The sequence below is a fragment of the Streptomyces sp. NPDC055103 genome (assembly GCF_053607625.1).
The window spans coordinates 1-26,113 of the sequence record NZ_JBSGTX010000062.1 but is presented as its reverse complement, the minus strand read 5'-3'; the positions used below and the strand labels follow the sequence as shown (position 1 = coordinate 26,113).

The 26,113-nt window shown below is 71.6% G+C and carries 25 protein-coding genes; 8 read left to right on the top strand and 17 right to left on the bottom strand.

Annotated elements, in window-relative coordinates; all coding sequences use genetic code 11:
- The first annotated feature begins 12 nt into the window (after positions 1-12).
- Together ACWFR1_RS30730 and ACWFR1_RS30725 are read left to right on the top strand one after the other, a co-directional pair.
- Complete coding sequence (locus tag ACWFR1_RS30730) at positions 13-786, top strand: GNAT family N-acetyltransferase (protein ID WP_453556962.1); 774 nt, start codon at positions 13-15, stop codon at positions 784-786.
- An 88-nt stretch (positions 787-874) separates the two neighbouring features.
- Entirely contained in the window at positions 875-1,654 is a 780-nt protein-coding gene (locus tag ACWFR1_RS30725; RefSeq protein WP_453556960.1) for an alpha/beta hydrolase, read from the top strand.
- A 41-nt stretch (positions 1,655-1,695) separates the two neighbouring features.
- Here ACWFR1_RS30725 and ACWFR1_RS30720 read toward each other — a convergent pair whose 3' ends face one another.
- Positions 1,696-2,646 (bottom strand): LysR family transcriptional regulator, encoded by a 951-nt coding sequence (locus tag ACWFR1_RS30720; protein ID WP_453556958.1) that lies wholly within the window; start codon positions 2,644-2,646, stop codon positions 1,696-1,698.
- 62 nt (positions 2,647-2,708) lie between these two features.
- Between ACWFR1_RS30720 and ACWFR1_RS30715 the strand changes: the two genes are divergently transcribed.
- The 3 genes from ACWFR1_RS30715 to ACWFR1_RS30705 all read left to right on the top strand — a co-directional run bounded on the left by ACWFR1_RS30715 (position 2,709) and on the right by ACWFR1_RS30705 (position 5,794).
- Positions 2,709-3,977: an MFS transporter gene (locus ACWFR1_RS30715; RefSeq protein WP_453556956.1), complete on the top strand. Its 1,269-nt coding sequence runs from the start codon at positions 2,709-2,711 to the stop codon at positions 3,975-3,977.
- Between the two features lie 53 nt (positions 3,978-4,030).
- Entirely contained in the window at positions 4,031-4,738 is a 708-nt protein-coding gene (locus tag ACWFR1_RS30710; protein ID WP_453556954.1) for a L,D-transpeptidase family protein, read from the top strand.
- A gap of 84 nt (positions 4,739-4,822) precedes the next feature.
- Positions 4,823-5,794: a sigma-70 family RNA polymerase sigma factor gene (locus ACWFR1_RS30705; RefSeq protein WP_453556952.1), complete on the top strand. Its 972-nt coding sequence runs from the start codon at positions 4,823-4,825 to the stop codon at positions 5,792-5,794.
- Here the strand turns inward: ACWFR1_RS30705 and ACWFR1_RS30700 are convergent.
- A complete protein-coding gene (locus ACWFR1_RS30700; RefSeq protein ID WP_453557007.1) occupies positions 5,783-6,001 on the bottom strand; it encodes an STAS domain-containing protein in 219 nt (72 codons plus the stop codon). The genes ACWFR1_RS30705 and ACWFR1_RS30700 overlap by 12 nt on opposite strands.
- Before the next feature lie 128 nt (positions 6,002-6,129).
- Between ACWFR1_RS30700 and ACWFR1_RS30695 the strand changes: the two genes are divergently transcribed.
- Positions 6,130-6,780 carry an HAD family hydrolase gene (locus tag ACWFR1_RS30695; protein WP_453556950.1) on the top strand — a complete coding sequence of 217 codons (651 nt, stop codon included), beginning with the start codon at positions 6,130-6,132 and terminating at the stop codon, positions 6,778-6,780.
- Here ACWFR1_RS30695 and ACWFR1_RS30690 read toward each other — a convergent pair.
- The 12 genes from ACWFR1_RS30690 to ACWFR1_RS30635 all read right to left on the bottom strand — a co-directional run bounded on the left by ACWFR1_RS30690 (position 6,773) and on the right by ACWFR1_RS30635 (position 21,020).
- Entirely contained in the window at positions 6,773-7,363 is a 591-nt protein-coding gene (locus ACWFR1_RS30690; RefSeq protein WP_453556948.1) for a Uma2 family endonuclease, read from the bottom strand. The genes ACWFR1_RS30695 and ACWFR1_RS30690 overlap by 8 nt on opposite strands.
- A 100-nt stretch (positions 7,364-7,463) precedes the next feature.
- Positions 7,464-8,741: a thymidine phosphorylase gene (locus ACWFR1_RS30685; protein WP_453556946.1), complete on the bottom strand. Its 1,278-nt coding sequence runs from the start codon at positions 8,739-8,741 to the stop codon at positions 7,464-7,466.
- 81 nt (positions 8,742-8,822) lie between these two features.
- Positions 8,823-9,224, bottom strand: a complete 402-nt coding sequence (locus ACWFR1_RS30680) for a cytidine deaminase (protein ID WP_453556944.1) — start codon at positions 9,222-9,224, stop codon at positions 8,823-8,825.
- Positions 9,221-10,483, bottom strand: coding sequence for an ABC transporter permease (locus ACWFR1_RS30675; protein WP_453556942.1), 1,263 nt, complete (start codon positions 10,481-10,483; stop codon positions 9,221-9,223). Before ACWFR1_RS30675 ends, ACWFR1_RS30680 begins: the two co-directional genes overlap by 4 nt.
- Positions 10,480-11,598 carry an ABC transporter permease gene (locus ACWFR1_RS30670; protein WP_453556940.1) on the bottom strand — a complete coding sequence of 373 codons (1,119 nt, stop codon included), beginning with the start codon at positions 11,596-11,598 and terminating at the stop codon, positions 10,480-10,482. Before ACWFR1_RS30670 ends, ACWFR1_RS30675 begins: the two co-directional genes overlap by 4 nt.
- Positions 11,595-13,202 carry an ABC transporter ATP-binding protein gene (locus ACWFR1_RS30665; RefSeq protein WP_453556938.1) on the bottom strand — a complete coding sequence of 536 codons (1,608 nt, stop codon included), beginning with the start codon at positions 13,200-13,202 and terminating at the stop codon, positions 11,595-11,597. Before ACWFR1_RS30665 ends, ACWFR1_RS30670 begins: the two co-directional genes overlap by 4 nt.
- A gap of 392 nt (positions 13,203-13,594) precedes the next feature.
- On the bottom strand, positions 13,595-14,647 hold the full coding sequence (locus tag ACWFR1_RS30660; protein WP_453556936.1) for a BMP family lipoprotein: 1,053 nt from the start codon (positions 14,645-14,647) through the stop codon (positions 13,595-13,597).
- Positions 14,648-14,967: 320 nt separating this feature from the next.
- Positions 14,968-16,182: an amidohydrolase gene (locus ACWFR1_RS30655; RefSeq protein ID WP_453556934.1), complete on the bottom strand. Its 1,215-nt coding sequence runs from the start codon at positions 16,180-16,182 to the stop codon at positions 14,968-14,970.
- A gap of 143 nt (positions 16,183-16,325) precedes the next feature.
- Positions 16,326-17,609, bottom strand: a complete 1,284-nt coding sequence (locus tag ACWFR1_RS30650) for a hypothetical protein (protein WP_453556932.1) — start codon at positions 17,607-17,609, stop codon at positions 16,326-16,328.
- Positions 17,606-18,499, bottom strand: coding sequence for an N-acetylneuraminate synthase family protein (locus ACWFR1_RS30645; RefSeq protein WP_453556930.1), 894 nt, complete (start codon positions 18,497-18,499; stop codon positions 17,606-17,608). The genes ACWFR1_RS30650 and ACWFR1_RS30645 overlap by 4 nt, the downstream gene beginning before the upstream one ends.
- A gap of 11 nt (positions 18,500-18,510) precedes the next feature.
- Positions 18,511-19,731, bottom strand: coding sequence for a cytidylyltransferase domain-containing protein (locus tag ACWFR1_RS30640; RefSeq protein WP_453556928.1), 1,221 nt, complete (start codon positions 19,729-19,731; stop codon positions 18,511-18,513).
- Complete coding sequence (locus tag ACWFR1_RS30635) at positions 19,731-21,020, bottom strand: DUF6716 putative glycosyltransferase (protein ID WP_453556926.1); 1,290 nt, start codon at positions 21,018-21,020, stop codon at positions 19,731-19,733. The genes ACWFR1_RS30640 and ACWFR1_RS30635 overlap by 1 nt, the downstream gene beginning before the upstream one ends.
- Positions 21,021-21,250: 230 nt before the next feature.
- Between ACWFR1_RS30635 and ACWFR1_RS30630 the strand changes: the two genes are divergently transcribed.
- The gene (locus tag ACWFR1_RS30630) at positions 21,251-22,297 is read left to right on the top strand and encodes a glycosyltransferase family 2 protein (protein ID WP_453556924.1); all 1,047 of its coding nucleotides are present in this window, start codon (positions 21,251-21,253) and stop codon (positions 22,295-22,297) included.
- On the top strand, positions 22,294-23,646 hold the full coding sequence (locus ACWFR1_RS30625) for an alpha-2,8-polysialyltransferase family protein (protein WP_453556922.1): 1,353 nt from the start codon (positions 22,294-22,296) through the stop codon (positions 23,644-23,646). Before ACWFR1_RS30630 ends, ACWFR1_RS30625 begins: the two co-directional genes overlap by 4 nt.
- Before the next feature lie 72 nt (positions 23,647-23,718).
- On the opposite strand, the gene ACWFR1_RS30620 is transcribed toward ACWFR1_RS30625, so the two are convergent.
- The 3 genes from ACWFR1_RS30620 to ACWFR1_RS30610 all read right to left on the bottom strand — a co-directional run.
- Positions 23,719-24,540, bottom strand: a complete 822-nt coding sequence (locus ACWFR1_RS30620) for a MerR family transcriptional regulator (protein ID WP_453556920.1) — start codon at positions 24,538-24,540, stop codon at positions 23,719-23,721.
- A 65-nt stretch (positions 24,541-24,605) separates the two neighbouring features.
- A complete protein-coding gene (leuE, locus tag ACWFR1_RS30615) occupies positions 24,606-25,259 on the bottom strand; it encodes a leucine efflux protein LeuE (protein ID WP_453556918.1) in 654 nt (217 codons plus the stop codon).
- 74 nt (positions 25,260-25,333) lie between these two features.
- A partial coding sequence (locus tag ACWFR1_RS30610) for a methylmalonyl-CoA mutase family protein (RefSeq protein WP_453556916.1) occupies positions 25,334-26,113 on the bottom strand: 780 nt, incomplete at its 5' end.

The window sequence follows — 26,113 nt, the reverse complement described above, 5'->3', positions numbered from 1 at the left end:
TAGGCTGACCGCATGACTTCCACGGCACCCGACTCCGATCTCGCTCGGTTCCACCGCTTCCTGCGCGACTTCCGCCGCCGTCAGGCCGCCCGGACGATCGACTTCCCGGGCGGCTTCGCCGCGCTCGACGACACGTACGCGCACTCCCGGGGGAACAACCACCTCTTCGTCGACGGGGCGGCCGACCCCGAGGCGCTTGCCACGCGGGCGGAGGAGCTCCTCGGCCACCTCCCGTACCGGCTCGTGTACGTCCTCCCCGACGAGGTCGCGGCCGCCTGCCGCGAGCCCCTGGAGCGGGCCGGATACGCGTACGCGACCACGTACGTCATGCGGCACACCGGCCCGGTCCCGGCGCACGGCGGAGCCCGTGAGGTGGGACCGGACGAGCTGCGCGGGCCGGCCGGCACGGCCTGGCGCCGCTTCGTGCCGGGGGTGAGCGACGAGGAGGTCCACCACCTGGTGGAGCGGCGGGCCGCGCGGCTCCGGGGCGCCGAGGACGTACGGTTCATCGCCTCGTACTCCGAGGACGGCGAGGTGGCCTCCTGGGCCGATCTCTATCTCGACCCGAAGGCCGGGGTCGCGCAGATGGAAGACCTGGTCACCGCCGAGGACCACCTCGGGAAGGGGCACGCCGGGCGGGTCCTGGACACGGCGCTGCACCTGGCGGCCGAGGCCGGCTGCGACCTCCGCCACCTGACGGCGAGCGCGGCGAACTGGCCGCACCGCTGGTACGGGAGGAAGGGCTTCGCCGTCGTGGACTCCGTCCACGTCTTCGAACGGGCATAAGGGGCAACCGCGTTCGCTCTCCGGGCGATACGTAACAGAGACCGCGCGTACGACTGGCGTACACCTCTCCTTCTGAGACTGTTCTGTCATGGCGCACTTCACACTCGTGGGGCCGCCCGACGCCCGGAGACCCCGGCTCGGTCGGCCTGTCGGAGGTTCACGCACGTCGGCGGCGGTCGGCGGCGTGGTGCTGCTGCTGCCGGACGGCGAGCCGGTGTCGGGGCGGCGCGCCTCCGCGCTGGCCCACGCGGCGATGCTGCCGCTCGGCCGCGCTCTCGCCCGGGCGGGCCGGGCCGACCACCTCGTCGCGCATGTCGTGCGCTACCGGGGGCGCGGCTGGAACGGGTCCGACGCGGAGCTCGCGGCGGACGCCTCCTGGGCGGTCGCGGAGGTTGTACGCCGGTACGGCGACGTCCCGGTCACGCTCGTCGGCCACGGGATGGGCGCGCGGGCGGCGCTCCGGGCCGCCGGGCACGAGGCGGTCGGCGCGGTCCTCGCGCTGGCGCCGTGGCTGCCGGAGGACGACGTGGCGGCGGAGCCGGAGCCGGTGCGGCAGCTGGTGGGCCGCCGGGTGCTGATCGTGCACGGCACGAACGACGCCCGTACGGACCCGGAGCTGTCGTTCCGTTTCGCGGCGCGGGCGAAGAAGGCCAACCGCGACACCTGCCGCTTCGAGGTCCACTCGGACGGCCACGCGCTGCGGCAGTACGCGGCCGAGGTCCAGGCCCTCGCCGCGGACTTCGCCCTCGGCGCGCTGTTCGCCCGCCCGGTGGCCCGTCCCGTGACGGACGCGCTGGCGGCACCCCCGCCGCTGGGCCTGCGGATGCCGCTCGCGGCGGGTTTCGGGAGCTCGTCCCGGCGTCTTTAGCGTCGTCTGCGTCGTCTGCGTCGTCTGCGTCGTCTGCGCCTTCAGGACAGCAGGTGGCCCCGCCTGCTCAGCAGGAACTTCTTGAAGGCGGCCACCGGGGCCGTGTCCGGGTGGCCGTCGAGCCAGGCGACGCCGATCTCGCGGACCGCGCGCGGCGCGGTGACGGTGAGTTCGACGACGCCGGGGCGCGGGACCGCGGGCGGGGGCAGCAGGGCGACGCCGAGGCCCGCGGCGACGAGGCCGCGCAGGGTCTCGGTCTCCTCGCCCTCGAAGGCGACGCGGGGCTTGAAGCCGGCCTCGGCGCACAGGTCGTCGGTGATGCGGCGGAGCCCGTACCCCGGTTCCAGGGTCACGAAGGTCTCGTCGGCGGCCTCGGCGAGGCGGACGCGGCGGCGGGTCGCGAGCCGGTGGTCGTCGGGGACGACGAGCCGCAGCCGCTGCTCGTCGAGGCGCCGGGCGACCAGGTCCGGGGCGTCCGGCACCGGGGAGGTCAGGCAGAGGTCGAGTTCGCCCGCCCTGAGCCGCTCGATCATGGCCTCGCCGTAGTTCTGGACGAGGGAGAAGCGGACGCGCGGGTGGTCGACGCGGAAGGCCCGGATGAGGCCGGGGACGGTCTCGGAGCCCATGGTGTGGAGGAAGCCGAAGGCGACGCGGCCGGCGGCCGGGTCGGCGTCGGCCCGTACGGTGTCGGCGGCCCGCTCGACCTCGGTGAGCGCCTTGTCGGCCGCCGTGAGGAAGCGGCGGCCGGCCGGGGTGAGGGAGACCGTGCGGCCGCGGCGGGCGAAGAGGGCGACGCCGAGGTCCTGTTCGAGCCGGACCATGGCCCGGGAGAGCGTCGACTGCGGGACGCCCATCTCGGCCGCCGCCCGGGTCACGTGCTCGTGCCGGGCGACGGCGGCGAAGTACGCCAGCCGCGGGGCGAGCAGCAGCCCCATGTCTTCTTCGTTACTGTTCGGTGACAGCCGAGGCTGTGGCCTGTACTCATGCGCCATGGGAACGATTACAGCAGTTCCGTGCATTGGACGCATGAAACGGATCGTCCTACGTTCGTGACATGCCTCCCGCCAGTACCAAGGCGGCCGCCATCCACGCGCCCGCCGACACCCGCCTCTCCCCCGGAGCCCCCGGCTACCGCCGGACGAGCCTCGCGCTCTTCGCCGCCGGACTGGCCGCCTTCGCCCTCCTCTACTCCACGCAGGCCCTCCTCCCGGCCATCTCGGCCGAGTTCGGTGCCACCGCCTCCGCCGCCTCCTGGACGGTCTCCGCCGCGACCGGCGCCCTGGCCCTGTGTGTCCTGCCGCTCAGCGCCCTCTCGGAGCGCTTCGGGCGGCGCGCGATGATGACCGCCTCGCTGACGGTCGCGGTCGCCGTCGCGCTCCTGGTGCCGCTCGCGCCGAACCTGGAGTCCCTGATCGCGCTGCGCGCCCTCCAGGGCGCCGCGCTCGCCGGGCTCCCGGCGAGCGCGATGGCGTACCTCGCCGAGGAGGTCCGCCCCAAGGCACTGATCGCGGCGATCGGCCTCTTCGTGGCGGGCAACTCGATCGGCGGCATGAGCGGCCGGATCGTGACCGGCTGGGTCGCCCAGATGTGGGGCTGGCGCGCGGGTCTGGCCGCCGTCGGCCTGACCTCACTGCTCTGCGCGATCGCCTTCCGGGCGCTGCTCCCGAAGGCTCGGCACTTCGCGCCGGGCCCGCTGAACCCGAAGGCGCTCGCGAGCGCCGTGCGGACGCATCTGTCCGACCCGCTGCTCGTCCGGCTGTACGTGATCGGCGCGCTGTTCATGACGGTCTTCGGCGCGGTGTACACCGTGATCGGCTACCGCCTGGTCGAGGCGCCGTTCTCGCTCCCGCAGGGCGTGATCGGCTCGATCTTCCTGGTCTACCTGGTCGGTACGGTCGCCTCCGCCGCCGCCGGCCGGCTCGTCGGCCGGCTCGGCCGGCGCGGGGCGCTCTACCTGGCGGTCTCCACGACCGCCGCGGGTCTGCTGCTCTCGCTCGCCGACTCGCTCGCCGCGGTCCTGGCGGGTCTGGTCCTCATCACGGCCGGCTTCTTCGCGGGGCACGCGGTCGCGTCCTCCTCGGTGAGCCGTACGGCGAAGACGGGCCGCGCGCAGGCCTCGGCTCTCTACCAGTCCGCGTACTACCTCGGCAGCAGCGCCGGCGGCACGCTCGGCGCGATCGCCTTCCACGCGGGCGGCTGGGCGGGGACGGTCCTGATCGGTCTCGTCGCGGTCCTCGGCGTCGTGTCCGTGACGCTGTACGGCAGCCACAGCGCCCGGGTCGCGGCGCGCCGGCCGAGCCTGACGGCGGCCGCCTGCAACTGACCGGGCTCCCCCGGCGTCCTCAAGGACAGGGACTCAAGGGGGAGTTGACGATCATGAACCGAATAGCGAGCCGAATCGGGAAGAGAGCGGGAATCGCGACCGGTCTCACGGCACTGGTGGTGCCGATGACGATCGCGCTCGGTGCGGCCCCGGCGCAGGCGGCGTCCTGCAACGTGACGACGGGGCCGTACCAGAAGCAGGTGGAGAAGTTCCTCGGCCGGACGGTCGACGGCCGCCAGTCGCTCGGGGACTGCCAGGCCATCCAGGCGTTCCAGTCGAAGCACGGCATCACCCCGACCGCGGGGTACGCGGGGCCGCTCACCTGGCGCACGATGAACACGATGCTCCAGCAGAAGGCGGCGGGGACCAACCCGAACCGCGCGGGCACCTGTCCGACCAACCGGGGCCGGATCGCCTGCGTCGACCTGACCCGTCAGCTGTCCTGGATCCAGGACGGCTCGCGCCTCAAGTACGGGCCGGTGCCGGTGCGTACGGGCAAGGACGGCACGGAGACCCGCACCGGCTCCAAGAAGATCTACTGGCGGAACATCAACCACTGGTCGACGATCTACCACGTCTCCATGCCGTACTCGCAGTTCTTCGACGGCGGCCAGGCCTTCCACTCGACGACCAAGTCCATGTGGAACCCGCCGGGCTCGGGCGGCTGCGTCAACATGCGCCCGGCCGACGCCAAGGCGTACTGGAACCTGCTCAGGAACGGCGACGACGTCTTCGTCTACGGGCGCAAGCCGGGAACCTGACCCCGGCTGTCAGTCCGCTGCGGTAGCTTCCCTCTCACCGGCACCGAACGGGTGCCGGTGAGGGGTGAGTGGGGTGTGGACCCGATGAGTGACGCCGTGACCGCGACGACCGACGATCTCGACAAGTACCGCAGGGAGCTGACCGGTTACTGCTACCGGATGCTCGGATCCTCCTTCGAGGCGGAGGACGCGGTGCAGGACACGATGGTGCGGGCCTGGAAGGCCATCGGCACCTTCGAGGGCCGCTCCTCGCTGCGGTCCTGGCTGTACCGGATCGCGACCAACGTGTGCCTGGACGCGCTGAACGCGGGCAACAAGCGGGCGCGGCCGATGGATCTGACCTCGCCGACGCCGGTCGCCCAGGCGCAGCTCGTCAAGCAGCCGGAGATCACCTGGCTGGAGCCGGTGCCGGACGGGCGGGTCCTGCCGTCGGTCGCCGACCCGGCGGAGACGGCCGTGCACCGGGAGACCGTGCGGCTCGCCTTCGTCGCCGCCCTCCAGCACCTGCCGCCGAAGCAGCGGGCCGTGCTGATCCTGCGCGAGGTGCTCGCCTGGAAGGCGAGCGAGGTCGCGGAGCTGCTCGATCTCTCGGTCGCCTCGGTCAACAGCGCCCTCCAGCGGGCCCGCGCGACCCTGGCCGAGCAGGCGCCGGCCGCCTCGGACCCGGCGAACCCGCTGGACGAGGAGCAGAAGGCGCTCCTCGAGCGGTACGTCGCCGCCTTCGAGGGCTACGACATGAAGGCGCTGACCGCGCTCCTCCACGAGGACGCGACCATGTCCATGCCGCCGTACGACCTCTGGCTCCAGGGTCACGACGACATCGTGGGCTGGATGCTGGGCGTCGGCGAGGTCTGCTCCGGCTCGAAGCTGGTGCCGACCGTGGCGAACGGCTCCCCGGCGTTCGCGCAGTACCACCCGGACCCGGCGGGCGGCTTCGCCCCGTGGGCGCTGATCGTCCTGGAGCTCCGCGAGGGCAAGGTCGCCGGGATGGACTTCTTCCTGGACACCGAGCGCTGGTTCCCGCTCTTCGACCTGCCGGTGCGGCTAGAGGCCTAGAGTTCCGTCCAATCCCGCCAGCGCGAGCAGGGCCCGTAGCTCGGGTCCTGCTCCGTGGAAGCGGAGGCGGTGGCCGCGGCGGCCGGCCGCGAGTTTGAGGCGGGCGAGGGCGTCGACGGCCGAGAAGTCGGCGTGCGTGAGGGCGCCGACCTCGCAGACGACGTCACCGGGCGGGGCGGCGCCCAGTTCGGCGCAGAGGCGGGCCACGTCGTCCCGGGTGGGGCGGGCGGGCAGGGTCACGACGAGCGGCTGACTGGTGTCCACATGCGTTGAGACCGTCCCGGGACGCGGAACTCATCGCCGGTGCCCCCGCACGTGCCTCTACGCTGTGGATCATGACTCACGAGCCTGTCGAACTGGTGATCTTCGACTGTGACGGTGTTCTGGTGGACAGCGAGCGGCTCTACTGCCGCGTGGACCGGGAGGTGTTCGCCTCCCTCGGGGCGGAGTTCACCGAGGCGGAGGTGATCGAGCACTTCGTCGGTTCCTCCCACGAGATGCTCACGGCGATCGTGGAGGAGCGCCGGGGCCGCCCGCTGGAGTCCGGCTGGCAGACGCCCTTCAAGCAGCGGTACGACGACGTGCTGGACGCCGAGCTGACGGCCGTGGAGGGCATCACGCACGTCCTGGACACCCTGCCGCTCCCCTACTGCCTCGCCTCCAACGGCAGCCACGCCGGTATCCGGAAGAACCTGGGCAGGACCGGGCTGCTCGACCGCTTCGAGGGCCGGATGTTCAGCGCCCGCGACGTCGCGCGCGGCAAGCCCGCCCCGGACCTCTTCCTGCACGCGGCGGCCACGATGGGCGTTCCCCCGGAGCGCTGCGCGGTAGTGGAGGACAGCCCGTACGGCGTCCAGGCGGCCCGCGCGGCCGGCATGCGCGCCTTCGGCTACTGCGGCGGCCTGACGCGCGCCGACCGGCTGATGGGCCCGCACACGGTGGTCTTCGACGACATGCGGGAGCTGCCGAAGCTGCTCGTCATGTGACGGGGAACTCGGCGGTGTCGAGGGTGAGGTCGAAGGGGGCGGGGAGGTGGATCTTCCCCCCGAACTTCACCGCATGGAGCGTGCGATAGACGTTCCCCTTCGGTTCGCCGTAGAGAGTGACGGTGGGGCCGCCAGGGGCGTACGCGTCGATCAGCAGGTACAGCGGAATTGCCGCCTGGGCATAGGCGGCCGCCTTCTTGATGCGGTCGTGATTCGCGTTCGAGGGTGAGGTGACCTCGGCGATCAGCAGCGCGGCCTCGGCCGGAATGTAGGACCCTGGGCCGGACAGCACGTCGGCGGGAACGACCAGAAGGTCCGGGATCAGCATTCCCGAACGCGCGGGAACGGCAATGGATTGGGTCTGCAGGACCTCCCATTCCTCCGGAATTACGGAGTACAGGCGCCGGTGCACCTTGGACGCCGTGAGGTTGTGCCGGAAAGTGGGCGACGGTGCCACGGTGATGATCCCCTCGATGATCTCCACCTTGCAGCCCTCGGGCCAGTCCATCGACTCCCAGCGACGGACCAGGTCCTCCCAGCCGTTGCCCTGCTCGGGCTGGGGCTCGGCAGCGAGTGCGCTCATGGCGTGCTCCTCATTCGGTCGTCACCGATCCCAGCATGCCGAACGGGACCGGCGGTGGTCCACCGGTCCCGTTCACCCGAAGGTGTCAGACGCATATGCCTCAGGCGATGCGGTCCATCACGATCGGGTTCGCCGTGAACGACGTGCCCGCCGCCGCGATGTCCCAGGAGTCGTTCAGGGACTTCAGGGCGTAGTCGAACTTCTCCGGCGTGTCGGTGTGGAGCGTCAGCAGGGGCTGGCCCGCCGTCACCGTGTCGCCCGGCTTCGCGTGGAGCTCGACGCCCGCGCCGGCCTGCACCGGGTCCTCCTTGCGGGCGCGGCCCGCGCCCAGGCGCCAGGCGGCGATGCCGATGTCGTAGGCGTCGAGGCGGGTCAGGACGCCGGAGGACGGGGCCGTGACGACGTGCTGCTCGCGGGCGACCGGGAGGGTGGCGTCCGGGTCGCCGCCCTGGGCCGCGATCATCCGGCGCCAGACGTCCATCGCCGAGCCGTCGGCGAGCGCCTTCGCCGGGTCCGCGTCCTTGATGCCGGCCCCTTCGAGCATCTCGCGGGCGAGCGCGATCGTCAGCTCGACGACGTCCGACGGGCCGCCGCCCGCCAGGACCTCGACGGACTCGCGGACCTCCAGGGCGTTGCCCGCGGTCAGGCCGAGCGGGGTCGACATGTCGGTGAGGAGCGCGACCGTCTTCACACCGCTGTCGGTGCCCAGCTGGACCATGGTGGAGGCCAGCTCGCGGGCGTCCTCGATGGTCTTCATGAACGCGCCGGTGCCGACCTTGACGTCAAGGACGAGCGAGCCGGTGCCCTCGGCGATCTTCTTCGACATGATCGAGGAGGCGATCAGCGGGATCGCCTCGACGGTGCCCGTGACGTCGCGGAGCGCGTACAGCTTCTTGTCCGCGGGGGCCAGGCCGTCGCCCGCCGCGCAGATGACCGCGCCGGTGGTGTCGAGGACGTGCAGCATCTCCTCGTTGGAGAGCAGCGCGCGCCAGCCCGGGATGGACTCCAGCTTGTCGAGCGTGCCGCCGGTGTGGCCGAGGCCGCGGCCGGAGAGCTGCGGGACTGCCGCGCCGCAGGCGGCGACGAGCGGGGCGAGCGGGAGGGTGATCTTGTCGCCGACGCCGCCGGTGGAGTGCTTGTCGGAGGTCGGGCGGGAGAGCGCGTCGAAGTTCATGCGCTCGCCGCTGGCGATCATCGCGGCGGTCCAGCGGGCGATCTCCGCGCGGTTCATGCCGTTCAGCAGGATCGCCATGGCCAGGGCGGACATCTGCTCGTCGGCGACCACGCCGCGGGTGTACGCGTCGATGACCCAGTCGATCTGCTCCGGGCTCAGCTCGCCCTTGTCCCGCTTCGTGCGGATGACGGAGATGACGTCCATGAGGTGGTGCCTCTTTCTACGCGCATAGAGGGGGAAAGGGGGAGCGACCCTTCCATCGTGCCGGAAGGGCCGCTCCGAGGATTACTTCGACAGGTGGTCCGGACCGAATGCCTGCGGCAGCATCTCGGCCAGGGTGAGGAACCCGGCGGGCGTCTCCAGGACGAGGTCGGGGCCCCCGAACTCGAACAGGAGCTGCCGGCACCGGCCGCACGGGACGAGGGGCTCGCCCCGGCCGTCCACGCACACGAAGTGCGTGAGCCGGCCGCCGCCGGTCGCCTGGAGCTGGGAGACGAGTCCGCACTCGGCGCACAGGCCGAGGCCGAAGGAGGCGTTCTCCACGTTGCAGCCGGAGACCGTCCGCCCGTCGTCCACGCGGGCCGCCGCGCCGACCGGGAAGCCGGAGTACGGGGCGTACGCACGGCCCATGGCCTCGCGGGCCGTGACCCGCAGGGCCTCCCAGTCCGACGCGGGGAGGGCCGTCACTTGCCCTCGCCCTTCCGGTACGGCAGACCGTCCGCCTTGGGCATGCGCAGGCGCTGCGCCGAAAGGGCGAGCACGAGCAGCGTGGTGATGTACGGGGCCGCGTCGACGAACTGGCTCGGGACCTCGTCGGTCAGCGCGTACCAGAGGAAGAAGCCGGCGGAGAAGGCCGCCGCGACCACACCGGCCACGTACTTCTTCTTGTACAGCTGCCAGGCCGCGGCGAGCACCAGGAGCACGGCGACCAGCAGCAGCAGCGCGTGGACGTTCTCGGCGCCGCCGCGGAGCTTGAGGCTGTCGGTGAAGCCGAAGAGGCCCGCGCCGAGCGCCATGCCGCCCGGCATCCAGTTGCCGAAGATCATCGCGGCGAGACCGATGTAGCCGCGGCCGCCGGTCTGGCCCTCCTGGTAGATGCCGGTGGAGACGATCGCGAGGAACGCGCCGCCGAGGCCCGCGAGGGCGCCGGAGGTGACGACGGCGATGTACTTGTACTTGTAGACGTTCACGCCGAGGGACTCGGCGGCGACCGGGTTCTCACCGCAGGAGCGCAGGCGCAGGCCGAAGGCGGTGCGCCAGAGCAGCCACCAGGTGGCCGGGACCAGCAGCAGGGCGACGAGCGTCAGCAGCGACAGGTTCGTCACGAGGCCGCCGAGGATGCCGGCCAGGTCGGAGATGAGGAACCAGTGCTTGCCCTGGACATCGGTCAGCCAGTCCGAGAGCCCTGGCACCGTGATCTCGTAGATCGGGTCGATGCGGGGGGACTGCTTGGAGGAGCCGCCCTCGGCCTCGGCGAACGTGAAGTTCGACAGGTACTGGGTGAAGCCGACCGCGAGGATGTTGATCGCCACACCGGAGACGATGTGGTTCACGTTGAACGTCACGGTGATGATCGCGTGCAGCAGGCCGCCCAGCGCGCCGCCGAGGAGACCCAGGAGGACACCCACCCAGGGGCCCCACTGGTAACCGGCCCAGGCGCCGAACCAGGTGCCGAGCACCATCATGCCTTCGAGGCCGATGTTGACGACGCCCGCGCGCTCGGCCCACAGACCGCCGAGACCGGCGAGACCGATCGGCACGGCGAGCTTGAGCGCACCCGAGACCTGACCCACCGAGGTGAGGTCGTTGGCCCCGGAGACGACCCGGACCAGGGAGAACAGCACCAGACCGGCCGCGACGATCAGCATGATCCACGGCAGGGTGAGCTTGCGGCGTCCGCCGCCCTTGGGCGCGGCGCTCGGCTTGGTGACAGTGCCGGTGCTCATGCCGAGACCTCCTTGTCGGTCTTGATGGCGCCGCCGGCGGCGAGTTCCTCGCCGACCTTCTGCTGCTGGCGGCGGAGGCCGTAACGGCGGACGAGCTCGTAGGAGACGACGACCGCGATCACGATGATGCCCTGCATGATCTTGGTGATCTCCTTCGGATACCCCTCGGTGTCCAGCGACGAGGAGGCCTTGTCGAGGAACGCGAAGAGCAGCGCGGCGAAGAAGATGCCGACCGGGTGGTTACGGCCGAGCAGCGCGATGGTGATGGCGGTGAAGCCGACACCGACGGGGAAGTCCAGGCTGTACGTGTGGGACTCGCCGAGCAGCGTCGGCATGCCGGCGAGGCCCGCGAGCGCGCCCGAGATGAGCATCGAGGTGAGGACCATCTTCTTGGCGTCGACGCCGCTGGCCTGGGCGGCGGTCTCGCTGGCGCCGGTGGCGCGCAGGTCGAAGCCGAACCGGGTGCGGTTGAGGGCGAACCAGTAGACGACGCCGAGGGCGAGCGCGACGAACGTGAAGCCGTAGATGACTCCGTTGCCCTCGCCCATGTCGATGCCCGGGAACCAGCCGGACTCGGAGATCTCACCGGTGGTGAGGTTGTTCGAGCCCTCGGGCTGGAAGCCGAAGTTCTTCGGCAGGATCAGCCAGGCCACCAGCGAGGTCGCGATGGCGTTCAGCATGATCGTCGAGACGACCTCGGAGACACCCCGGGTGGTCTTCAGGATGCCCGCGATACCGGCCCAGAAGGCACCGGTCAGCATCGCGACGAGGACGATCAGCAGGATGTGCAGCGGGCCGGGCAGCTCGACCGAGGCACCGACGAGGGCCGAGACCATCGCGGCGAGGCGGTACTGGCCGTCGACACCGATGTTGAACAGGTTCATCCGGAAACCGATGGCCACGGCCAGGGCTGCCAGGTAGTAGATCCCGGTCTGGTTGACGATCAGGACCTGGATGTCCGAGAACGCCGCGTTGTCGATCATCAGCGTGATCGGCTCGATCGGGTCGAGACCCGTCGCGAGCAGCACCAGGACGGTGAGCACGAACGAGGAGACCAGGGCGAGCACCGGTCCCGCAGCGCCCAGGATCAGCTTGTCCTTGTCGAATTTCATCATCGGGCGTCACCGTCTTCGGGCTCTTCGTTGCCTTCGAGGCGACCGCTGGCCGCGCCGGTCATGGCGGAGCCCAGTTCCTCGGGCGTGATGGTGGCGGGGTCGGCGTCGGCGACGAGCTTGCCGCGGTACATGACCCGGAGGGTGTCGGAGAGACCGATCAGCTCGTCGAGGTCGGCGGAGATCAGCAGCACCGCGAGGCCCTCGCGGCGCGCGTCACGGATCGCGTCCCAGATCTGCGCCTGCGCGCCGACGTCCACACCGCGGGTGGGGTGGGCGGCGATCAGGAACTTGGGGCCGTGGCTCATCTCGCGGCCGACGATCAGCTTCTGCTGGTTGCCGCCGGAGAGCGAGGCCGCGGTCACGTCGATGCCGGGGGTGCGCACGTCGTACTCACGCACGATCCGCTCGGTGTCCTTGCGGGCGGCCTTGGGGTCGAGGATGCCGCGCTTGGAGTTGGGCGCCTCGGTGACGTGACCGAGGATGCGGTTCTCCCAGAGCGGGGCTTCCAGGAGCAGGCCGTGGCGGTGGCGGTCCTCCGGGATGTACCCGATGCCGCCCTCGCGGCGCTTGCGCACCGAGACCTTGGAGATGTCCTGGCCGTCGAGGCTGATGCGGCCCGCGTCGGGGACGGACATGCCCATGAGCGTCTCGATGAGCTCGGTCTGGCCGTTGCCCTCGACACCCGCGATGCCGAGGATCTCGCCCTTGTGGATCGTGAGGGAGATGTCGTCGAGGAGCTTGCGGCCCGCGCCGATCTCCTGGAGGGCGACCGTACCGGACGGGTCCGGCGGAGCGGCGGTCGTCAGCGGTGCGGCCGGGACTCCGCTCTCGACCAGCGTCAGGTTCTCGACCTGGAGCATGGGGACGGTGGTGACCGTCGACTCCCGGGTCTCCGGCGAGGGCAGCTCGCTGCCGACCATCAGCTCGGCAAGCTGCTTGGTGGTGGCGGTCTTCGGGTCGGCGGTGCCGACCGTGGTGCCCCGGCGGATGACGGTGATGTCGTCGGCGACCTTCAGGACCTCGCCCAGCTTGTGCGAGATGAAGATGACCGTCAGGCCCTCGGCCTTGAGCTCGCGCAGGTTGTCGAAGAGCGCGTCGACCTCCTGCGGGACGAGCACGGCGGTCGGCTCGTCGAGGATGAGGATCCTGGCGCCGCGGTAGAGGACCTTGAGGATCTCCACGCGCTGACGGTCGGCGACTCCGAGGTCCTCGACGAGGGCGTCGGGGCGGACCCCGAGGCCGTACGCGTCGGAGATCTCCCGGATCTTCTGCCGCGCCTTGGCGCCGATGCCGTAGAGCTTCTCGCCGCCGAGGACGACGTTCTCCAGGACGGTGAGGTTGTCGGCGAGCATGAAGTGCTGGTGCACCATGCCGATGCCGCGCGCGATGGCGTCACCGGGGCTGGAGAAGGTGACCTGCTCCCCGTCGACGGCGATGGTGCCCTCGTCCGGCTTCTGCATGCCGTAGAGGATCTTCATGAGGGTCGACTTGCCGGCACCGTTCTCGCCGATGAGGGCATGCACGGTGCCCTTGCGGACCGTGATCGCGATGTCCTTGTTGGCGACGACGCCGGGGAAGCGCTTGGTGATGCCGTGAAGTTCCACGGCAGGGGGGCTGGACGCGTTGATGACGCACTCTCCTTGGCCGGAAGGAGCGGGAGCGGGGAGGGCAGGGCGGGGCGAAGTTATCGTGCCAGGGAGACATCTACACGCGTAGCGCTGCCGAAAAATGAAAACCCGTACGGGAATGGGTCCGGGTCCTGCCGTCGAGGTCCCGGCGTCCGCCCGAAGGGCGGGCCGGGCGGGGTCTGGTGCGTGCAGCTGCAAGGCGGAGGAGGGAGCCCATGCGGAGCATGGGCGACCGACGACAACGCGGCAGATGTGCGTGCCAGACCCCGCCCGGCAGGCGGGACCTCGACGGCAGGGCCCGAGGCCCGGCTCCAGTGGGGGTGCCACGTGGGGCCGGGCCGTCGGGCTCAGGTCGTGACCTGCGGTCCTTACGGAGCGGTCTTGACCGTGATCTTGCCGTCGACGATGTCCTTCTTCGCCTTGTCCACGGCGGTGATGACCTCGGCCATCTGCTTGTACGCCGGGTTGGAGTCGGCCAGGCCGACGCCGTCCGTGGCGAGGCCGTAGCGGATCTCACCGGTCTGCGGCTTGCCGTCCTTGACCGACTTGATCAGGTTGAAGACGGAGTCCGAGACGTCCTTCGTGACCGAGGTCAGGATCTTGTCCTTGTACTTGGCGAGACCCGCCTGGTTGTACTGGTCGGAGTCGACGCCGATGGCCCACTTGCCCGCGGTCGCGGCGGCCTCGATCGAGCCCGAACCGGCGAGACCGGCGGCGGCGTAGATCACGTCGGCGCCCTTGTCGAGCTGGCCCTGCGCGGCGGCCTTGCCGAGGTCGGGCTTGGAGAAGCCGTCGAAGTTCGGCGGCTGGGTCAGGTACTGGACGAGCACCTTCGCCTTGGGGTTGGTGTCCTTGACGCCCTGCGCGAAGCCCGCCTCGAACTTCTTGATCAGCGGAACCTCGACACCGCCGATGAAGCCGACCGTGCCGCTCTTGGACGCCTTGGCGGCGGCGACGCCGGCCAGGTAGGAGCCCTGCTCCTCGTTGAAGACGAGGTTGGCGATGTTCGGGCCGGTCTTCGACGTGTCGTCGATGAGGCCGAAGGTGGTGTTCGGGTAGGCCTTGGCGACCTTCTCGATCGCCGGCGCGTACGCGAAGCCGACGCCGATGACCGGGTTGTTGCCGGCGCGCGCGAGCGCGGTGAGGCGCTGCACCTTGTCGGCGTCGCCCTCGCCCTCGGACGGCTCGGCCTCGGAGCCCTTGACGTCGAGCTCGTCCTCGGCCTTCTTCAGACCCGCGTAGGCGGCGTCGTTGAACGACTGGTCGCCGCGGCCGCCGATGTCGTACGCGATGGCGGCCTTGGTCGCCTTCGAGTCCGAGCCGGAGCCGGAGTCGTTCGAAGACTTGCCACACGCGGTGGCGGAGAGCGCGAGCGCCGCGGAGGCGATGCCCACGGTCGTGATCCTGGTGATCCGGCGCAAGAGGAGGGTCCCTTCAAGACTGACCGAAAGCGCCTCTTCCGGCGCTGGTTTCGCGGCGATCGTAACGCGCGTAGATGTCAGTTAAAGACCCGTTCATGAGTCGTTATCGGATCGTCGCGAACCGGCCAGCCGAGGCGACCGGGGGCGTTCGGCCCGGTACCGCCGGTTATACCGCCTGTCCCAGGAGGTGGGACAGGCCCCGGGAGGCGACACTCCGCGCCGTGGGCCGGACGGATGAACGGCTCCGGCCGGTCCGCGGAAGGAGCACCGGCGTCCCGGCGCCGGGCCCGGATCCAGGTCCGGCGCCCCACCGGACGGGGTCAGGACCTGCGGTCGAGCAAGGCGGCGGCGGTGAACAGCTCGACGCCCGCCTCGATGCAGTGCTCGTCCACGTCGAAGTCGCCCGTGTGCAGGTCACGGACCCGGGTGTCGCCGGGGGTGCGGACGCCGAGGCGGGCCATGGCGCCGGGAACGTGCTCCAGGTACCAGGAGAAGTCCTCGCCGCCGAGGCTCTGCTCGGTGTCCTCGATCGCATACGGTCCGCGACGGGCGGCCATCGCGTCGGCGAGCAGCTCGACGACGGCCGCGTCGTTGACGACCGGGGGGACGCCGCGGACGTAGTTCACGACCGACTTCGCGCGGTGCAGGGTCGCGATCTCGTCGATCGCCGCGTGGACCAGGTCGGGCGCGTCCCGCCAGGTCGGCAGGTCGAGGCAGCGGACGGTGCCGGAGAGCTCGGCGTGCTGCGGGATGACGTTGGGGGCGTGGCCGGCCTCGATGCGCCCCCAGGTGACCGAGAGGCCCGAGCGGGCGTCGACGCGGCGGGCGAGCACGGCGGGGACGTCGGTGGCGATCCGGGCGGCGGCGGTGACGAGGTCGGTGGTGAGGTGGGGGCGGGCGGTGTGGCCGCCGGGGCCGCCGAGGGTGACTTCCAGCCGGTCGCAGGCCGAGGTGATGGGGCCGGTGCGGATCCCGATCTTCCCCGCGTCCACCCTGGGGTCGCAGTGGACGGCGATGATGCGGCCGACCCCGTCGAGCACCCCGGCCTCGACCGCTTCGGCGGCGCCGCCGGGCAGCACTTCCTCGGCGGGCTGGAAGAGGAGGCGTACGGCGTTCGGGAGGAGGCCCTGCCGGTCGAGCTCGGCGAGGACGAGTCCGGCGCCCAGGACGGTGGTGGTGTGGACGTCGTGTCCACAGGCGTGCGCGCGATTGGCCTGGGTGGAGCGGTAGGCGACGGTCTTCACGTCGGGGATGGGCAGCGCGTCGAGGTCGGCGCGGATCGCCAGCATGGGGCGGCGGCGGTCCGGGGTTCCGACGTCACAGATGAGCCCGGTGCCGGCCGGCAGGACCTTCGGCGCGAGGCCGGCCGCCTCCAGGCGGGCCTTGAGCGCTGCGGTCGTACGGAACTCCTGGTTGCCCAGCTCGGGGTGCATGTGCAAGTCCCTGCGGAAGGCGATCAGTTCGGCGCGCAGGGGTGCGGACAGCGTTCCGGGCAGGGTGGCGGAGCCTGGCTCACGGGACTTCAACTGGTTCACCTTTTGAAGGGTAGGCCCCTTCGGAGGTCAACTGCCCGTTGATCACGAAAAGTTCAGCCCGTTAGGGGAAAGAATCTCGGTTTGGCAGGCATGAAGGCCCTTCCGTGTGGGTACGCTCGACCGAATTCGGCCCGGCTGGTCCGTCAGGCCGTTCCGGTGGCCCCGGTGGCTCCGCCGGCCCTGGTGACCCGAGCGGTGAGCCGGTCGACCTCGTGGGCCGCCGTCCCCGCCACTCCGGACAGGAAGCCCTGGGCCCGCGGTGAGGCGGTCGCCCGCAGCCACTCCGGCGCCACCTCGATGACAGCGACCTTCACTCCCGTACCGGCGAGGGCCAGCGGCAGGGTGTGGACGACCGTGGACGGGAAGCTGACGACCGTACGGCCGATCGGGCCCCGGCGGGCGACCAGCTCCAGGGGCAGATCGGGCCGGACGACCTGGAGGCCGGTCTCGACGGCGATGCGGTGCAGTTTCTCGGCGCTCTCGCGGCGGTGCGCGAAGTAGCGGGTCGCGCCGTGGGCGCGGGCCAGCTCCGCGACCACGCGCGCGTAGTGGTCGGCGTCGACGACGCCCGTCTCGACCAGGGAGGTGCCCACCAGGTCCGCGCCGCCGGTCAGCAGCGGGGGGCCGAAGCGGGTGCGGGTCCAGGCGTAGGAGTTCTCCGTGACCTCGACGCCGGCCGGGGCCTCGACGGGCAGCGACGTGAAGATCTCGACCGTACGGCCGCGGGCCGGCGCGAGCCGCCGCCGGGCCAGCGAGGTCACCGGGGCGAGGACCAGCTCGCGGGGGCCCAGGTTGCCCTTGCGGTGCCAGCGCACGAGGCGCTCGCCGCGGCCGAGCTGGGCGGCGAACTCCATGGTCGCGGTGCCATCGTCGACCACCGTGAGGTGCCGGGGGGAGAAGAGCGACAGGAGCAGCTGGACGTAGCGGGAGAACGGGTCGCCGATGATGACCCGCTCGGCCCGCCGCAGCGGCGGGCCGAGCTTCCGCAGGGTGCGGACGAGCGCGCCCCGGCCGCCGCGGGCCTCCTGCCAGTGGACGGTGAAGCCCTCGTCGCGGGCCAGCTGGGCCATCCGGCGCAGCTGGCCACGCGACATGGGGTCGGTCGGCGAGAGGACGACGACCGTGAGGGCGGGCGCGGGCGCGGAAGCCGTGGCAGCCGCCGGGGTGGGGGCGGGCGTGGCGGGCGTCGCCCCCGGAGTGGGGGCCGTACGCGCCGCCCCCGGGGTGGTGGCGTCCGTGGTGGGGGGCGCCGGGGTGGCGTCCGTGGTGGGGGACGCCGGGGCTGACGTGCCGGTGGGCTCGTCCGGAGCGGCTGCTCCGGGTGCGGGCGCCGCGCCGGGCGCCCGGTCGGGCGCCTGCGAGTGCGCCCATTCCAGGACGTTGAGGAGCTGGACCGGGCTCTCGACGAACGCCAGCTGCCCGGTCATGCGGCGACGAGCCCCTGGACCCGGCGGAGCTTCTTCATCGGGCCGAGCTCCGACTCGTAGACCTTCTTGACGCCGTCGCCGAGGGCGGTCTCGATGGTGCGGATGTCGCGGACGAGGCGCTGGAGGCCCTGCGGCTCGACGGAGGCGGCCTGGTCGGAGCCCCACATCGCGCGGTCGAGGGTGATGTGGCGCTCGACGAAGGTGGCGCCGAGGGCGACGGCGGCGAGGGTGGTCTGCAGACCGGTCTCGTGGCCGGAGTAGCCGATCGGGACGTTCGGGTACTCCTCCTTCAGCGTGTTGATCACGCGGAGGTTGAGCTCCTCGGCCTTGGCCGGGTACGTCGAGGTGGCGTGGCAGAGCAGGATGTTGTCCGAGCCGAGGACCTCGACCGCGTGGCGGATCTGCTTCGGGGTGGACATGCCCGTGGAGAGGATGACCGTGCGGCCGGTGCCGCGCAGGGCGCGGAGCAGCTCGTCGTCGGTGAGGGACGCGGAGGCGACCTTGTGGGCGGGGACGTCGAACTTCTCCAGGAAGGCGACGGCCTCGGTGTCCCACGGGGAGGCGAACCAGTCGATGCCGCGCTTCTTGCAGTGCTCGTCGATGGCGCGGTACTCGTCCTCGCCGAACTCCACGCGGTGGCGGTAGTCGATGTACGTCATCCGGCCCCAGGGGGTGTCGCGCTCGATGTCCCACTGGTCACGCGGGGTGCAGATCTCCGGAGTGCGCTTCTGGAACTTGACGGCGTCGCAGCCGGCCTCGGCGGCGACGTCGACGAGCGCGAGGGCGTTCTCCAGCTCGCCGTTGTGGTTGATGCCGATCTCGCCGGTGATGTAGACCGGCCGGCCCGGGCCGGCGGTCTTCGAACCGAAGGTGCGCAGACGAGTGCTCATGGTGCTGTTCCTTAGGAGTTGGGGATGCGGGGTGCGGGGGTGTCGAGCTCGGGTCCGAGGAGCCAGGCCGCGATCTCGCGGATCGCTCCGAAGCCGCCGGGGGTGGCGGTGACCGCGCGGGCCGCGGCCCGTACGGAGTCGTGGGCGCTGCTCACCGCGACGGGCCAGCCGACGAGGTGGAAGCAGGGCAGGTCGTTGACGTCGTTGCCGGCGTAGAGCACGCGCTGCGGGTCGATGCCCTCGGTGTCGCACCACTCCTTGAGGGCCCGGTCCTTGCGGTCGATGCCGTGCAGGACGGGGATCTTGAGCTTGCGGGCGCGGGCGGCGACGACGGCGTTCTGTTCGGTGGAGAGGATGAGGACGGGGAGTCCGGCGCGGCGCAGGGCCGCGATGCCGAGGCCGTCGCCGCGGTGCGCGGAGACGAACTCTCGGCCCTCGGAGTCGAGGTGGACCCGGTCGTCGGTCTGGGTGCCGTCGAAGTCGAGGACGACGGCGTCGATGTCGGCGAAGCCCGGGGTGGCGGGCTCGTCGAGGAGCGGGGCGAGGGCCTTGGCGCGGGCGAGGTCGTGCGGGTCGTCGATCTCCAGGACCCGGGCGGGGTCGGTGACGACCAGCGCGGTGCGGCCGAAGAAGCGGTGGCCGTGCGTACGGAAGCCGGCCGCGTCCATGGCGTAGACGGCCCCGGTCTCCAGGTACTCGGGCTCCCGGTCCTGGCGGCGGGGGCGGTGCGCCTTGTCGTGGTTGACGCCCTCGGCGCCGTCCGTGACCGTGTCGCGCCAGAGGAAGCCGTGGGACGGGGCGGCGGTGAAGGCCGTGTCGGCGGCGCCGGAGGCGACGCGGTCGACGGTCTCGGCGACCTCGGCGGAGGTGAGGAAGGGGCTGGTGCACTGGACGAGGAGGACGACGTCGGCCGGGCGGCCGTGGGTGGCCTCGAAGGCGTCCATGGCGTGCAGGACGGCGGCCTCGCTGGTGGCGGTGTCCCCCGCGATCTCGACCGGACGGTGCACGGCCTCGGCCCCGGCGCCGCGGGCGGCCGCCGCGATGGCGGCGTCGTCGGTGGAGACCACGACGTGGGTGACCGGACGGGCGCCGAGGCAGGCGCGGACGGCACGGGCCACGAGCGGGACGCCGGCCACCGGGGCGAGGTTCTTGGCGGGGACGCCCTTCGAGCCGCCTCTGGCGGGGATCACGGCGAGCACGGTGGCGCTGCGCTGCGGGACGGCGGTCGTCATCAGAGTTCTCCCAGCCGGCGGATGACGGGGGCCACGCGCTGCACGCCGTGCCGGTACGCGCCCCGCGCCGCCTCCCGGACGATCCGGCGGAGGCCGCTCTCGCGGGGCTCCTGCGCGGTGACGTCCAGACGGTGGCGGGCGAGGATCCCGGGCAGGTAGCCGGGGGCCGTCTCCGCTGTGTAGTAGGGGGTGATCGGGGGGAGCGCGGGGAGCGCCAGGAGTGCGGCGACCCGCTCGCGGGCTGCGTCGAAGGCCTCTTCGTACGGGCTCTCGGAGGCCACGCCCTGCCGGGCGAGCCAGGTCTCGTCCGGCGTCGGGACGAGTCCCTTGTCGAGCGCCTCGAAGGAGGCGAGCAGGCCGGAGCCGACGAAGTGGTGGTTGCCGAGGGCCTCGCGGACCCCGAGGTCGGTGAGGATCGCGGTGGGGATCCGGCGGTGGAGGGCTTCGAGCGCGGCCGTGGAGGAGACGGTGACCAGGAGGTCGGTGCGGTCCAGGACCTCGCCCATGTGTCCGTACACGAGACGGAAGTTGGCGGGCGGGTCGAGGTCGCGGACCAGCTTCTGGAAGGGGTACTCCTCCAGGTGCGTGGTGTGCTCGCCCGGCTTGGAGCGGAGCTTGAGGAGCACCTCGCGGTCCGGGTGGAGCCGTGCGTGCCGGATCAGCCGGTCCAGGACGTGGGTGCGCTCGGCGCGGGTGGCGGGCACGGACGGCTGGGCGGCGAAGACGAGGGTGTCGCGGCCCGCCTCGGGGGTGTGCGGGGCGCCGCCGAGGAAGGGCAGCGCGGCCTCGACGACCGAGTCGGAGCCGGCGCCCACGCCCTCGTAGACGGCGCGGAACCGCTCGGCGTCGTGACGGGAGTTGGCGAGGACGACGTCGGCGCCGTGGCGTAGGAGGAGCCCGTCGGTGAGCTTCTCGTAGACGACGCCGACGTAGCCGGTGACGATCACCGGGCGCCGGTCGAGAGCCAGGTCCGCCAGGCCCTGGAGGACGGCCCGGACGGTGCCGCCGACCAGGGCGAGGACGATGACGTCGTATCCCTCTCCGCGCTCCTCCGCGTCCCGTACGGCACGGAGGAACTCCGCGCCCGTCACCTCGCTCGGGGTGGTCGTGGACACCCCGGTCTCGGCGAGTTGGCGCGGGGTGGGTGTGGCCCGTCCCCGCAGGACGAATCCGGTGGGTTCGGCTGTCGCCGTGGTGATGCGGCGCGCCGTGAGGGCGCCCCATTTCCACCGGGTGTCGGAGTCGGCGAGTACGGCTACTCGTACTGCCTCGTTGGTACTTGCTGGCACGTCGAGGACGCTAGAAGGGCATTCCGCTTTCCGGCCCAACTGGGCCACAACAACGAGTGAACAGCGCCTCTCCGACGTGTTAAACAGGCCGGATTCCGGCCGTAATCCGGACCGGTCGGGACCGAATTCCGCTTCGGGTAAAGGCGGTTAAGCGGCCCGCCGCTTGGTGTTCACCGAATATCCCCCCACCGGTCGGAGGGAGTGCCGGGGCGGCGCCTAGCGTCGGCCGCGTGGTCAAGCTCTCCGTGGTCGTGCCGTTCTACAACGTGCAGACATATGCCCCCGACACCCTCGCCAGCCTGCGTGCCAACGCCCGCGAGGACGTCGAGTTCCTCCTTGTCGACGACTGCTCGTCCGACGGGACTCCCGAGCTCCTCGAACGGGCCGTACGCGACGTCCCGGGTGCCGTCCTGCTCAGGCACGCACACAACGAAGGCCTCGCCACCGCCCGCAACACGGGCCTCGACGCGGCCCGCGGCGAGTACGTGACCTTCCTCGACGGGGACGACTGGCTCTCCCCCGGCTACTACGGGCGGCTCGTCGCCGCCATGGACGAGCTGGGCTGCGACTTCCTGCGCACCGACCACGTCTCCGTGTCCGGCCGCAACCGCACAGTCCGCCGGGCCCCGGTCCCCCGCCGCGGCGAGGTCCTCTCCCCCCGCGACGCGATACTGCCGGCCCACCGCACGACCTCCGTCGACTACCCGTACGCGTGGGCCGGGATCTACCACCGACGACTCCTGGAACGCGGACTCCTCCACTTCCCGCACGGGCTGCGGACGGCCGAGGACCGGCCCTGGATCTGGAAACTGCACCGCGAGGCGGAATCGTTCGCGGCGGTCGGCGAGCTCGGTGTCTTCTACCGGCGCGGAGTCGCGACCTCACTCACCCAGATCAGTGACGTCCGGCAATTGGATTTCATTCGCGCATTCGACCAGGTGATCGAGGAAACGGCCGGAGATCCGAACGCGGAACTCCTTCTCCCCAAAGCCGTGCGCACCTATTGCGCACTCATTTCCCATCACATCGGCGGGATCGGACGATTCGAACCCGAGGTGGCCCGCCAGTTGAAGGCGATGAGCGCGGGCGCGCTGCGCCGCATGCCGCAGGCGGTCCTCGACGAGGCCCTGACGGCGATGGGCGGGGACCGCGCCGCGATGCTGCGCAAGCTGCGGAAGCAGCGCCCGGCACCACCGCCGCCGGCACCGGATCCGGCACCCGTGTCGGTGTCGGTGTCCCGGGCCGTCCCCCAGGGTTCCCCGGAGGTGGCGGCGTGAGGGCCCGACGGACCACCCAGATCTTCTGCGCCTCCACCCTCTACGGGGCGGCGACGCTGGCCGCCGCGCTGGACAGCGGCTGCTTCGGCCCGGCCGACCGCCGGATCCTGCTCGTCACCAACAACGCCGCCGTGCCCGAGACCACACCGGCCCCCGACGAGGCCGAGGGCTTCGACCGGCTGCGCGGCCGCTTCGACGCGGTCCTGTCCTGGAACGAGACGATCTCCCCGCTCCACCCCGCCGGCTGGACGCCCCGGGGCCAGGACGTGCCGATGCTCCAGCGCCATCTGCGGCGGATCTGGGAGCTCGGCGACGACCGGGTCGAACTCGCCCTGGAATCCCTCCAGGTGACGCCCGCCCTCGCCATCGCCCAGCTGCTTCCCGAGGCGCCCGTCACCGTCTACGCCGACGGGCTGATGAGCTACGGACCGACCCGCAACAAGATCGACCCCCTGATCGGCGGGCGGGTGCGCAGGCTGCTCCACCTCGACCTCGTACCCGGGCTCGAACCGCTGCTGCTCGCGGAGTTCGGGGCGGTCCCCGAGGCCGTACCGGTGGAGGCCTTCACGAAGGTCGTCGAGGAGCTGTCCGGCCCGGCCGCGGCGACGGAGGAGGGCACGGAGCAGGGCCCCGCGCTCCTCCTCGGCCAGTACCTCGCCGCCCTGAAGCTGCTCACCGCCGCCGAGGAGGAGGAGCTGCACCTGCGGATGGTCCGCGGGGCGATCGCCCGGGGCCACCGCAGGCTCGTCTTCAAGCCGCACCCGACGGCCCCGGACGCCTGGTCGCGGACGCTGGTGGACGAGGCGGAGCGGCTCGGAGCCGAACTGACCGTCGAGGACCGGCCCGTCCTCGCCGAGGTCCTCTACCGCGAGCTGCGGCCCGCCCTCGTCGTCGGCTGCTTCTCCACGGCGCTGCTCACGGCGCACTCCTTCTACGGGCTGCCGGTCGCCCGGGTCGGCACGGGCACGCTCCTGGAGCGGCTCACCCCCTTCCAGAACAGCAACCGGATCCCGCTCACCGTGGTGGACGCCGTCGTCCCGCCCCTGGAGGAGCGCGGCGCGGACGAACCGGCCGGGCCGGCCCCGGACGTGGCGGAGCTGAACGACCTGGTCGCCGCGGTCGGCTTCGCGATGCAGCCGAAGATCCGGCCCGATCTGCGGGAGGCCGCGGCACGGCACCTGTCGGGCCCGCACGCCGAGCGCACCCGGCACCACTTCACCCGTCGGCGCCTCACCGTCCTGAACCTGCCGGGCGGCATCCCGATCCCCCGGCATCCGCAGGTCCGCCGCCTGGCGCGCCGCGCGCTGCGGCTCCGCAAGGAGCTGCGGAAGCGCGGCGCCCGGAATTAGGACCGGAAGAGAGGAAGGGCCCGGAACCCGTGCGGGGGTCCGGGCCCTTCCTCCTGCGCCGCGCGTCCCGCGTCAGGCGCGGACGATCGCCTCCTGGATCTCCGTCACCCACTGCGACCGGTCCTCAGGGCACTCCAGGTACAGCTCACGGGCGTAGTGCCGCGACTCGTAGCCGTTGGTCTCGATCCAGCGGGCCAGGGTCTGCGCGGTCGGCAGGATGGCGTCCATCGAGCCCCGGTGGACGATGGTCGCGGCCTGCTCGATGGCGGGCAGGACGTGCACCTCGACGCCCTCCACGACCATCCCCTCGGGGACCGTCATGCCGGCGTGCACGAGGACCGAGCCGTCGCCCCTGCCCGCGTCCTCGTAGTACGCGATCCCCGGACCGAAGCCGGTGACGCCCGCGGCCTCCAGGCGGCCGCACAGCTCGTCGTACAGCGGCCCGATGGCGGGGCTGATGTCGTGCGGGCCGAAGCTCGCGGCGACCGTGCTCAGTTCGGCGATCCGCACGGCGGGGATCTTCTTGACGACGACGTCCTGGGTGGACATGCGTCCCTCCGTCTCGATGGCTCGGAGCCGCGCGCCGACCTGGGCGAGCCGTTCCCGCGCCGCCTCCAGGGCCGCTTCCAGCTCGGCCTGGCGCAGACGCAGCAAGCCCCGCAGCTCGTCCGCGTCGATCTCCTCGTCGAGGATCGCCCCCACCTGTTCGAGGGTGAAGCCGAGGTCCTTGAGCGCGATGACGCGATTGAGCCGGGCGAGCTGCTCCGCGGTGTAGAAGCGGTAGCCCGTGTGCGGGTCGACCCGGGCGGGGCGCAGCAGCCCGATGGCGTCGTAATGACGCAGCATGCGGACCGACACCCGCCCGTGCCGGGCGAAGTCTCCGATGATGAACATGACGCCCCCTACGGAACGGCCTCACACGGTGTCAGGGTCAAGCGGACGGCACGGACGGCCCAGGGTCAGGCACTCGTGAGCGAGAGCTTCGCGGCGAAACCGAGGAAGAGCGCGCCCGCCGCCGAGGTCGCCCCGGCGGAGAGCCGGCGACGGCTCCGGAACTCGGCCGCGAGCCGCGTCCCGCCGAATATCAGGGTCGTCAGGTAGAGGAAGCTGCCGAGCTGGAGCAGTGAGCCGAGCACCAGGAAGGACAGGGCCGGGTAGGCGTAGGAGGGGTCCACGAACTGCACGAAGAACGAGATCAGGAAGAGGATCGCCTTCGGGTTGAACAGGCTGATGATCAGCGCGCGGCGGTACGGGCGCTCCCCCGGCCCGGCCGGGAGCTGCTCCGCCGCCTCGTCCGCCGGCCCGCCGCGGTCGCGCCACATCGACCAGGCGGCCCGCAGCATCCCGTACGCCATCCACGTCAGATAGCCCGCGCCCGCGTACTTCACGATCATGAAGAGGAGCGGGGTGGTCTGGAGGAGCGAGGCCGCGCCGAGGGCGGCCAGGGTCATCAGGATCGCGTCCCCGGTGAACACTCCGGCGGCGGCCTTGTACGCGGTCCGCGTGCCCTTGCGGGCGGCGACGGACAGCACGTACAGCGAGTTCGGCCCCGGCAGAAGGATGATGAGGACGAGCCCCACGAGGTAGGTCGGCAGATCAGTGACACCCAGCATGAAGCGGAGTGTCGCACACGAGTACGACACTCCGCTGTGACCTGCGTGACCAGCGTGACCTGCGTCTACGCGCCCTAGAACGCGTCGGTGGGGACGTACGTGCCCCAGACCTCGCGCAGGGCGTTGCAGACCTCGCCGACCGTGGCGCGGGCCTTGAGGGCGTCCTTCATCGGGTAGAGGACGTTGTCCGTGCCCTCCGCCGCCTTCTTCAGCTCCACGAGGGCCGCGTCCACGGCGGCCTGGTCGCGCTCGGCGCGGAGCTTGGCGAGGCGTTCGGCCTGCTGGGCCTCGATCGCCGGGTCGACGCGGAGGGGCTCGTAGGGCTCCTCGACGTCGACCGTGTAGCGGTTGACGCCGACGACGACCCGCTCGCCGCTGTCGGTCTCCTGCGCGATCCGGTACGCCGAGCGCTCGATCTCGCCCTTCTGGAAGCCGCGCTCGATCCCGGCGACCGCGCCGCCCATCTCCTCGACCTTCGCCATCAGCTCCAGCGCCGCCGCCTCGACGTCGTCCGTCATCTTCTCGACGACGTACGAACCCGCGAACGGATCGACCGTCGCCGTCACGTCCGTCTCGTACGCCAGGACCTGCTGCGTACGCAGAGCCAGGCGGGCCGACTTGTCCGTGGGGAGGGCGATGGCCTCGTCGAAGGAGTTCGTGTGCAGGGACTGGGTGCCGCCGAGGACCGCCGCCAGGCCCTGGACGGCGACGCGGACGAGGTTGACCTCGGGCTGCTGCGCGGTCAGCTGCACACCGGCGGTCTGGGTGTGGAAGCGGAGCATCAGCGACTTGGGGTTCTTCGCGCCGAACTCCTCCTTCATCACCCGCGCCCAGATCCGACGCGCCGCACGGAA

Excerpts from the sequence above, each read along its gene's own strand:
- ACWFR1_RS30730 (WP_453556962.1), top strand. The coding sequence starts at position 13 with ATGACTTCCACGGCACCCGACTCCGATCTCGCTCGGTTCCACCGCTTC.
- ACWFR1_RS30725 (WP_453556960.1), top strand. The coding sequence starts at position 875 with ATGGCGCACTTCACACTCGTGGGGCCGCCCGACGCCCGGAGACCCCGG.
- ACWFR1_RS30720 (WP_453556958.1), bottom strand. The coding sequence starts at position 2,646 with ATGGCGCATGAGTACAGGCCACAGCCTCGGCTGTCACCGAACAGTAAC.
- ACWFR1_RS30715 (WP_453556956.1), top strand. The coding sequence starts at position 2,709 with ATGCCTCCCGCCAGTACCAAGGCGGCCGCCATCCACGCGCCCGCCGAC.
- ACWFR1_RS30710 (WP_453556954.1), top strand. The coding sequence starts at position 4,031 with ATGAACCGAATAGCGAGCCGAATCGGGAAGAGAGCGGGAATCGCGACC.
- ACWFR1_RS30705 (WP_453556952.1), top strand. The coding sequence starts at position 4,823 with ATGAGTGACGCCGTGACCGCGACGACCGACGATCTCGACAAGTACCGC.
- ACWFR1_RS30695 (WP_453556950.1), top strand. The coding sequence starts at position 6,130 with ATGACTCACGAGCCTGTCGAACTGGTGATCTTCGACTGTGACGGTGTT.
- ACWFR1_RS30690 (WP_453556948.1), bottom strand. The coding sequence starts at position 7,363 with ATGAGCGCACTCGCTGCCGAGCCCCAGCCCGAGCAGGGCAACGGCTGG.
- ACWFR1_RS30685 (WP_453556946.1), bottom strand. The coding sequence starts at position 8,741 with ATGGACGTCATCTCCGTCATCCGCACGAAGCGGGACAAGGGCGAGCTG.
- ACWFR1_RS30675 (WP_453556942.1), bottom strand. The coding sequence starts at position 10,483 with ATGAGCACCGGCACTGTCACCAAGCCGAGCGCCGCGCCCAAGGGCGGC.
- ACWFR1_RS30670 (WP_453556940.1), bottom strand. The coding sequence starts at position 11,598 with ATGATGAAATTCGACAAGGACAAGCTGATCCTGGGCGCTGCGGGACCG.
- ACWFR1_RS30650 (WP_453556932.1), bottom strand. The coding sequence starts at position 17,609 with ATGACCGGGCAGCTGGCGTTCGTCGAGAGCCCGGTCCAGCTCCTCAAC.
- ACWFR1_RS30645 (WP_453556930.1), bottom strand. The coding sequence starts at position 18,499 with ATGAGCACTCGTCTGCGCACCTTCGGTTCGAAGACCGCCGGCCCGGGC.
- ACWFR1_RS30640 (WP_453556928.1), bottom strand. The coding sequence starts at position 19,731 with ATGACGACCGCCGTCCCGCAGCGCAGCGCCACCGTGCTCGCCGTGATC.
- ACWFR1_RS30620 (WP_453556920.1), bottom strand. The coding sequence starts at position 24,540 with ATGTTCATCATCGGAGACTTCGCCCGGCACGGGCGGGTGTCGGTCCGC.
- leuE (WP_453556918.1), bottom strand. The coding sequence starts at position 25,259 with ATGCTGGGTGTCACTGATCTGCCGACCTACCTCGTGGGGCTCGTCCTC.